Consider the following 7,733-nt stretch of genomic DNA (forward strand, 5'->3'; position numbering starts at 1 on the left):
CTTCGCCAATCCTATCGACGCCCGCGTCGACCTGGGCACGTTCGTCCGCGACGACATCCACGGGAGTGCTCGAGCCTTTCGACTCCCCTGGGGGAAATTCCTTGGAAGGCACGGACTGCCGGCTCTTCCCCGAAGCCGGCGGCCTCCTCCCCTGGGCCAACGACACCGGCGGCGGCGTGTTCTCCTGGCGCACCAGTCCCGAAAACCCGACACCCCAGCGGCCGGTGGTCTTCTGGGACCGAGGCACGTTCGACCGGAACGAACACTCCAGCGGAATAGTCCAGGTCACACGAAAGCCAATCTTCCGGGTCCGCTCGATCTACGCGGGCGGACGACGCGGCCGGATCCCGCACGAGGACACCGCTGAACAGTCAGCCGGCCGTCTCCGCCGACGCGAGGCGTTCGATGATCCGCCGGGGCACCTGGATCAGCACCCCGCTCGCCACGCCAAGCGCCCCGAGCATGCACAGCGTCACCGTATTCGACACGTCCACCGCATGCGCAAGCCCGGCCTCCGACGCGCTCAGCAGAATCACCGCCCGCACCGCTGCCGCAGCCAGCAAGATCGCTCCCGTCAACGCGGTCAGCGCACGTTGCCACCGCCGGTACCGCGGCACGGACGCCCACGCACAGGCGAAAGCCCGCTCCCGCGCCGAGTCGCCGAAACTCGCGACTGACGCTGCGAACACGTGCGTCAGCGGAGCCCGCCGAAACAACGTGACCAGGCAGAAAAGCCCAGCAACCAGCACGTAAGCCGCCTCCCGCAGCGCAGCTATCAGCGGGTCCTGCGTCACCAGCGTCAGCGTGAGTGTCGTGGCCAGTTCGATCAGGACCAGCAGCCCGACCGAGTCCAGCCGCCTGCGGCGGATAGTCGTTGCCCCGGCAAGCCCCGCGACCGCTAGCGCCGGTCCCGTCAGCGACCAGAAGACGCCCGCCCCGCACGCGCGCAGCACGTAATAGCCCCCGACGGAGACCACGACTTCGAGCAGCGCCGTACCAAGCCTCCGGCTCTCCATCAGACCCTCCCCTCAATAGTCTGTTACAGACTAGTACGATACAGACTATGGCACCTCGAGGAAACCTGTCCCCCGTAGTTCTCGCGGTTCTGGCACTGCTCGCCGAAGAACCGCGGCACGCCTACGGGATGCAGCAGCTGATCAAGGAACGCGGCGTCGACCTGGTCGTGAATGTGCGTACGCGCTCGGGTTTGCACACCGCGCTGGACCGGCTCGTCCGCGACGGGCTGGTCCGCGTCCACGCTGTCGAACGCACAGAACGGCGACCCGAGCGCACGGTCTACGAGATCACTCCGGCAGGCCGGGAAACGTTGCTGGCCGCGGTCCGGTCCGGCGTCGCGAGCCCGGCAGACGAGTTCCCGCTCTTCCCGGCTGCGGTGTCGTTCCTGCACCTGCTCACCCCGGAAGACGCACTATCCTGCCTACGGCAGCGGATCGACGCGCTGCAGGAACGTCTCGACGGTACCGAGGCGGTGCTCCGCGCATCGCGCGACGCCTACGTCCCGCGGCTGCATCTGCTGGAACACGAGCACCGCACGGCCGTGGTCACCGCAGAACTGGCCTGGCTTCGCGGAGTGTGCGCAGATCTGGAGAGCAGCGAACTCAGCTGGCAGCAATACGTCTGACTTCACCAGCTGTCCGGCTGCCGCCCGTCCACATCGGTCACCCCGTACTCCCGCGCCAGCTCCGCCGAACTCACCGACCGCTGATTCCACCTCTCCCGCCCCGGATCCGCCGCCATCGCAGCCACCCCGCGGCCCACATACCGCGGCGACTCCGACTCCGCGAACCCGGCAGGAGCCCCAGCAGCCAAAGCCGATCGCCAGTTCTCCTCAGTCACCCCGTAAGCGTCGAGCATCATCTCCGACCGCAGCCACCCCGGTGTGACAGCAACAGCCGCACCTCCGTAAGCCGCAAGCTCATGCCCCTGCGAGAAAGCCAGCCGATTCACCGAGGCCTTGGCCAGGTCGTAGAACACCGAAATCCGATAGCGCTCGGCATTGTGCGCCGCAGTCCCGTCGGTCACCTCGACCACCAACCCGCCGGGCTCCCGGATCACCAGCGGCAGCAGGAAATGCGACGTGACGAGATGCGTCTCCACCCCCAGCCGCAGAATCCGCAACCCAGCGTCGAGGTCGTGCTCCCACACCGGCGTGTTCCACTCCGCTGGGCCGCCCTTGAGCCGTTCCGCACCCCAAATGTCGTTGACCAGCAAGTGAAGCCGCCCGTATTCCGCGCGGACGAAAGCGGCCAGCCGACGGACGTCATCGTGGTCCAGATGGTCGGCGACAAACGGAATACCAACGCCGCCCAGCTGAGATACCAGCTCAGCGGTCTCTTCGACGGTCTCCGGCCGGTCGTAATCCGAGCGCCGAAGGACCTCGCGGCTGCTGCGGCCGGTGCAGATCACGGTCGCCCCGGACTCGCCGAGCGCGGCGGCGATTCCCCGGCCCGCACCGCGGGTCGCCCCCGCGACGAGGGCGACCCGGCCGTGCAGATCAGGCGGCATCGGGCCAGTGTGGCACCGGCCGCGGGAAAACTCAGCTCGAAGCCGCGCTCAGCTCCCGGCTGCGCAGGGCGAAGCGCTGGATTTTGCCGCTCGGCGTCTTCGGCAGTTCCGCCACGAAGTGGATCCGCCGCGGATACACGTGCGCGGCCAGCCGGGTCTTGACCGTCTGTTTCAGCTCCTCGACCAGGTCGTCCGATCCTTCGACCCCCGGGTTCAGCACCACGTAGGCCACCACCAGCTCGCCGCGCAGTTCGTCCGGCGCGCCGATCACCGCGGCTTCCGCGACGGCCTCGTGCTGCGTCAGCGCGCTTTCCACCTCGAACGGGCCGATCCGGTAGCCCGCCATGAGGATCACGTCGTCGTCGCGGGAGCCGAAGGTCAGGTACCCGTCGCGGTCGCGGGCGGCGATGTCGCCGGTGTAGTACCAGCGGCCGTCGGGGCTGAAGCGTTCCGCGGTCCGCTCGGGGGCGTCGCGGTAGCCGGAGAACGGCATCAGCGGGCTGGCGGAAACGTCGATCGCGACGCGGCCGGTCTCGCCGATCTCCGCGATCTCGTCGCTGCCCGCCTTCAGCACCTCGACGGCGAACCCGGGCAGCGGCCGTCCCATCGACCCGGTCTTGACCGGCGCGATCAGCTGCGGATGCCAGGCGTTGCCGACGACCATGCCGGTTTCGGTCTGGCCGTAGTGGTCGCGCACCGGGCAGCCGAGGACCTCCTCGGCCCAGGTCACGACGTCCGGCGTCAGCGGCTCCCCGGCCGACGAGCAGTGCCGCAGCCGCAGCCCGGAGGGCACCGGCAGGCCCGAGCTGCGCAGCGCCCGGTACACCGTGGGACCGGCGGTGAAGTTGGTGACGCCGAAGCGTTCGAGCACCTGCCAGGTCAGCTCGGGGCTGAACCCGGCGTGCAGCAGGATGCTGCGCCGCCCGGTCGCGAGCGGGCCGAGCAGCGCGAAGTACAGCCCGTACGCCCAGCCCGGGTCGGCGGCGTTCCAGAAGACGTCCTCGTCGGTCTGGTCGAGGCCGAACTCCTGGTAGGAGTGGATCCCGGCAAGCCCGCGCAGCGGCACCGGCACCGCCTTCGGGGTGCCGGTCGTGCCGGAGGTGAAGATCTCGACCAGCGTGCCGTCGCCGCCGACCGCGACCGGGTCGGGCAGCGGGTGCGGTTCGTCCAGCAGCGCGTCGAACGACAGGTCGCCGCCGGACGCTTCGCCCGTCGTCACGATGATCCGCGACGGGTCGGCGGGCAGGTCGTCGCTGGGATCGAGCTTGGCGCGCTGGCCGGCGTCGACCACGACCACGCGCGTCCCGTTGCCGACGATCCGCTGGGCGATCGCGGGCGGCGCGAACGCGGTGAACAGCGGCACGTGGACCGCGCCGAGCCGCCAGATCGCGAGCAGCGCGGTGACCAGTTCGGCGGACTTGCCCATCAGCGTCGCGACCCGGTCGCCGGGACCCACGCCGTGCGCGGCCAGCGCGGCGGCGAACCGCGCGGAGGCGGCCTCGAGCTGGCCATAGGTGAGGTCGCGGCTGCTGAGGTCGGCCTCGACAAGGGTGAACGCGACGGCGTCGGCCGGATGGCGTCCGCACAGCAACTGAGTCGCGTCCGCGTCCGGCGCGGCATAGGTCTGCAACAGGTCGAACATGGTGCGTTCAGGGCTCACGGGGCTGCTCCACGGTCATCGTCGGCCGGTGTCGGCACATCGTCGCCGCGGGTCAGCCGGTCGGCCACCCCCGAAGAGGGGTAGTCGGCCCGGAGCGCCGGACCGCCTTCCGGAACCGCCCTGACCAGGCGTTTCGCCCGAGGTGCGGCGACAACGGCGGACCGGCTGGGTAGAATCGCACCTCCTGCCGGAGCCTCCGTGCCGCCGAAGTGGGGTGCCTGCCGTGACGAGTGCCGCCGAGACCGCCGCCGAAGTGCGCCGCGCCCTGGCCCGGCTCCGCGGCGCGGCCGGGGTGCCGCTGGCGTTCGGCGGCGAGGTCGCGGACGGCAAGCGGCTGCGGATGACCGAACTGCTCGGCAACACGTCGCTGCTCGGCCTCGTCGTCGCGGAGGGCAAGGGCCTCGGCGGCCGCGCGATCGGCGTGCGGAAACCGGTGGTGCTGCCGGACTACTACACCAGCGACGCGATCAGCCACCACTTCGACCGGGCCGTCCAGGCCGAGGGCGTGCGTTCGGTGATGGCGGTGCCGGTGATCGTGCAGCGGACCGTCCGGGCGGTGCTGTACGGCGCGGTCCGCGAGCACGTCCGCTTCGGCGACCGGTCGGTCACCGCGATGGTCGAGGTGGCCCGGGATCTGGAACAAGAGCTGGCGGTGCGCGCCGAAGTACGCCGGCGGCTGGATCTGCTCGCCCCGGAACCGGAGGCCGCGCCGCCCGGGAAACCGGCCGATCTGCAAGCGATCCGGGAGAGCCACGCGGAGCTTCGCCGGATCGCCGCCGCGGTCGAAGACCCGCAGCTGCGCGCCCGGATCGACGCGGTGTGCCAGTCCCTGACCGGCGACCCGGTCCGCGGTCCGTCTTTGTCCCCGCGCGAGTTGGACGTCCTCGAAGGAGCCGCGGCCGGGCAGACCAACGCGGACATCGCCGAGGCGCTCGGCCTGGGCCCGGAAACGGTGAAAAGCTACCTGCGCAACGCGATGCGGAAGCTGGACGCGAAGACCCGCCTGCAGGCGGTCAACGCCGCCCGCCGGGCCAATCTGCTGCCTTAGCCTCGTCCGCCTGGCCAATCTGCCACCTCAGCCCGCCCGCCTGGCCAACCTGCCACCTCAGCCCGCCCGCCGAGCCAACCTGCCACCTCAGCCCCGCCCGCCGAACCAACCTGCCACCTCAGCCCCGCCCGCGGTCCGTGCGGGCCACCTTCACGCCCCCTGATTCCCCCACGCCCCCCGGACCACCCGCACCGACCTCGCCCGGCTGGCCAGCGCCAGCGACTCCAGCAACGGAACCGTCCGCTCCCATCCGAGACACGGATCCGTCCGGCTCACCGCCCGATCGGCCGGCACCCGCTCCGGATCCTGCGCCCCGTCGCGCAGATACGATTCGATCATCACCCCGGCCACCGCCGCCCCGGCGCGGACCTGGTCCGCCACGTCCGCGATCACGCCCGGCTGCCGGTTGTGGTCCTTCCCGCTGTTCCCGTGCGAGGCGTCGATCACCGCTCTTCGCGGCAGCCCCGCCTCGCCGAGCACCTTCATCGCCTCCGCGACCGACGCCGCGTCGTAATTCGGCACCGGACCACCACGCAGAACGAGATGCGCGTCCGGATTTCCGCTGCTGCGCAAGGTTTTCATCCGCCCGTCCCCGCCGAGGCCGGGGAACGCGTGCGCCGCCCCGGCCGCGCGGATCGCGTCCACCGCCGGTCCCAGCCGTCCGGACACGCAGTTCTTCATCCCCACCGGCATCGGCAGCCACGACGCCAGCTGCCGGTGCGGCTGGCTGGCCACCGTCCGCGCCCCGATCGCGCCCCAGCTCACCGTGTCCGCGACATACGGCGCCAGCACCGGGTCCACGAACTCGTACGCCAGCGGCAGCCCGGTCGCCGCCGCGTCGAGCAGGAACTGCCGCCCCAGCCGGACCCCGGCGGCGAGATCGCCCTTGCCGTCCAGCGTCGGGTCCGGCAGGAACCCGGTCCATCCGGTCACCGACCGCGGTTTCTCCAGATATGCCCGCAACACCACCACCAGATCGTCGGCGTACCGAGCTGACATCCCAGCGAGCAGCTCCGCGTATTCCAGCGCCGCCGCGGGATCGTGCACCGAGCACGGCCCCACGATCACCAGCAGCCGCGGATCGCGCCGGGCCAGCACCGCCGAGACCGTTTCGCGGTGCCGCGCGACATCCGGCGCGGCTCCCGCGGTCACCTCCACCGGGCTGGGCAACGTGTCCTGCATCTACCGGCTCCTTTCCTTCGGCAGCTTCGCCGCCCCGGCAGCCGCCGCCACGACCAGTCCGAGCACCCACCAGAACGTGTCCGCGAAGGCCGCCGCGACGTCCACGCCCCGCACGGCCAACCGGTTCTGCAAGATCAGCGCGAGCACCGCGGTCCCGACCGAACCGCCCAAAGTGTTCAGCAAATTCAACGCGCCAGCCGCTTTCGGCAGCTGCGTTTTCTCCAGGCTGCGATAAACCAGCGCCAGCACCGGCGCGCTGATCATCGCCGCGCCGAATCCCCGCAGCACCAGGGAAATGACCAGCACGACTTCCGGAAGTTCCGGCCCCAGCTGAGTGAACGCCGCGGTGCCGAGCGCGACCAATCCGATTCCGGACAGCACCAGCGTCCGCGGAGCCATCCTGTCCACCAGGCGATGCACCAGCACCGACCCCGCAGCAGCGCCAATTCCCTGGGGCACCAACAACAATCCGGTGTCCCACGCGCCCAATCCGGCCCCGCGCCGCAAATACAACGGCAGCAAAAACATCGTGCCGAACACCGAAGCCCCCAGCACGACCAACGCCAATGCCGCGGCACCGAATGGCGGCCGGGCGAACAATCGCGGGTCCAGCAATGGCGCCCGCACCCGCAGCCCGTGCCGGACAAATGCGGCCAGCATCAGCAAACCCGCCACGACAGCCGCCGTGGAAAGCAGCTTCGGATATCCGTCAGCGAACCCGGTGAGGCCGAACACCACCGCGGCCAGTCCCGGGGAAAGCAAAGCAGCGCCCCGGAAATCGAACGGCTCACGCGGGTCAGCCGGCTGGTCCGCGGCGACATACCGCAGACCGAGCAGGACCGCGATCACCCCGACCGGCAGGTTGACGTAAAACAGCCAGGGCCAGTCCGCGACGCTGAGGATCGCCCCGCTCGCCAGCGGACCCAGCACCGGCGACAGCAACGGCACCACGCCGACCACGCTGATCAGCCGCCCGATCCGCTCCGGCCCGGCCGCCCGCGCCAGCAGCGCCTGTCCCGTCGGCGGCAGCAACCCTCCCGCCAGCCCCTGCAGCACGCGGAACGCGACCAGCATCGGCAACGAACTCGCCAGCCCGCACAGCAGCGACGCCGCCACGAACACGACCACCGCGGCCAGCCAGGTCCGCCGTCCGCCGAACCGCGCGGCGAGCCAGCCGGACGCGGGCACCGCGGCCACCACCGCGAGCAGATACGCCGTGGTGACCCACTGGACCTCGGCGACGGACGCGGCGAACCGCTCCGCCAGTGTCTCCACGCCGACCGAGACGATCGTGCTGTCGAGCGTCGCCATGAACGT

Annotated in this window: 7 protein-coding genes; 2 read left to right on the top strand and 5 right to left on the bottom strand. The window is 70.8% G+C overall.

Annotated elements, in window-relative coordinates:
* Positions 1 to 371: 371 nt before the first annotated feature.
* Complete coding sequence (locus tag F9C11_RS33115) at positions 372 to 1,016, bottom strand: VC0807 family protein (protein ID WP_409181293.1); 645 nt, start codon at positions 1,014 to 1,016, stop codon at positions 372 to 374.
* Between the two features lie 47 nt (positions 1,017 to 1,063).
* On the opposite strand from F9C11_RS33115, the gene F9C11_RS33120 reads away from it, so the two are divergent.
* Positions 1,064 to 1,642, top strand: a complete 579-nt coding sequence (locus tag F9C11_RS33120; RefSeq protein WP_409181294.1) for a PadR family transcriptional regulator — start codon at positions 1,064 to 1,066, stop codon at positions 1,640 to 1,642.
* A gap of 2 nt (positions 1,643 to 1,644) precedes the next feature.
* On the opposite strand, the gene F9C11_RS33125 is transcribed toward F9C11_RS33120, so the two are convergent.
* Together F9C11_RS33125 and F9C11_RS33130 are read right to left on the bottom strand one after the other, a co-directional pair.
* Positions 1,645 to 2,526: an SDR family oxidoreductase gene (locus F9C11_RS33125; RefSeq protein WP_409181295.1), complete on the bottom strand. Its 882-nt coding sequence runs from the start codon at positions 2,524 to 2,526 to the stop codon at positions 1,645 to 1,647.
* A 31-nt stretch (positions 2,527 to 2,557) separates the two neighbouring features.
* Positions 2,558 to 4,186 (bottom strand): AMP-binding protein, encoded by a 1,629-nt coding sequence (locus tag F9C11_RS33130; protein WP_409181296.1) that lies wholly within the window; start codon positions 4,184 to 4,186, stop codon positions 2,558 to 2,560.
* 223 nt (positions 4,187 to 4,409) lie between these two features.
* Between F9C11_RS33130 and F9C11_RS33135 the strand changes: the two genes are divergently transcribed.
* Positions 4,410 to 5,234, top strand: coding sequence for a LuxR C-terminal-related transcriptional regulator (locus F9C11_RS33135; protein WP_409181297.1), 825 nt, complete (start codon positions 4,410 to 4,412; stop codon positions 5,232 to 5,234).
* A 150-nt stretch (positions 5,235 to 5,384) separates the two neighbouring features.
* On the opposite strand, the gene F9C11_RS33140 is transcribed toward F9C11_RS33135, so the two are convergent.
* Together F9C11_RS33140 and F9C11_RS33145 are read right to left on the bottom strand one after the other, a co-directional pair.
* Entirely contained in the window at positions 5,385 to 6,416 is a 1,032-nt protein-coding gene (locus F9C11_RS33140; RefSeq protein ID WP_409181298.1) for a 3-deoxy-7-phosphoheptulonate synthase, read from the bottom strand.
* Positions 6,417 to 7,727, bottom strand: coding sequence for a DHA2 family efflux MFS transporter permease subunit (locus tag F9C11_RS33145; protein ID WP_409187025.1), 1,311 nt, complete (start codon positions 7,725 to 7,727; stop codon positions 6,417 to 6,419).
* Positions 7,728 to 7,733: the final 6 nt, after the last annotated feature.

The organism is Amycolatopsis sp. VS8301801F10 (assembly GCF_046195355.1).
Taxonomy (GTDB): domain Bacteria; phylum Actinomycetota; class Actinomycetes; order Mycobacteriales; family Pseudonocardiaceae; genus Amycolatopsis.

Excerpts from the sequence above, each read along its gene's own strand:
- F9C11_RS33125 (WP_409181295.1), bottom strand. The coding sequence starts at position 2,526 with ATGCCGCCTGATCTGCACGGCCGGGTCGCCCTCGTCGCGGGGGCGACC.
- F9C11_RS33145 (WP_409187025.1), bottom strand. The coding sequence starts at position 7,727 with ATGGCGACGCTCGACAGCACGATCGTCTCGGTCGGCGTGGAGACACTG.
- F9C11_RS33140 (WP_409181298.1), bottom strand. The coding sequence starts at position 6,416 with ATGCAGGACACGTTGCCCAGCCCGGTGGAGGTGACCGCGGGAGCCGCG.
- F9C11_RS33120 (WP_409181294.1), top strand. The coding sequence starts at position 1,064 with ATGGCACCTCGAGGAAACCTGTCCCCCGTAGTTCTCGCGGTTCTGGCA.
- F9C11_RS33115 (WP_409181293.1), bottom strand. The coding sequence starts at position 1,016 with ATGGAGAGCCGGAGGCTTGGTACGGCGCTGCTCGAAGTCGTGGTCTCC.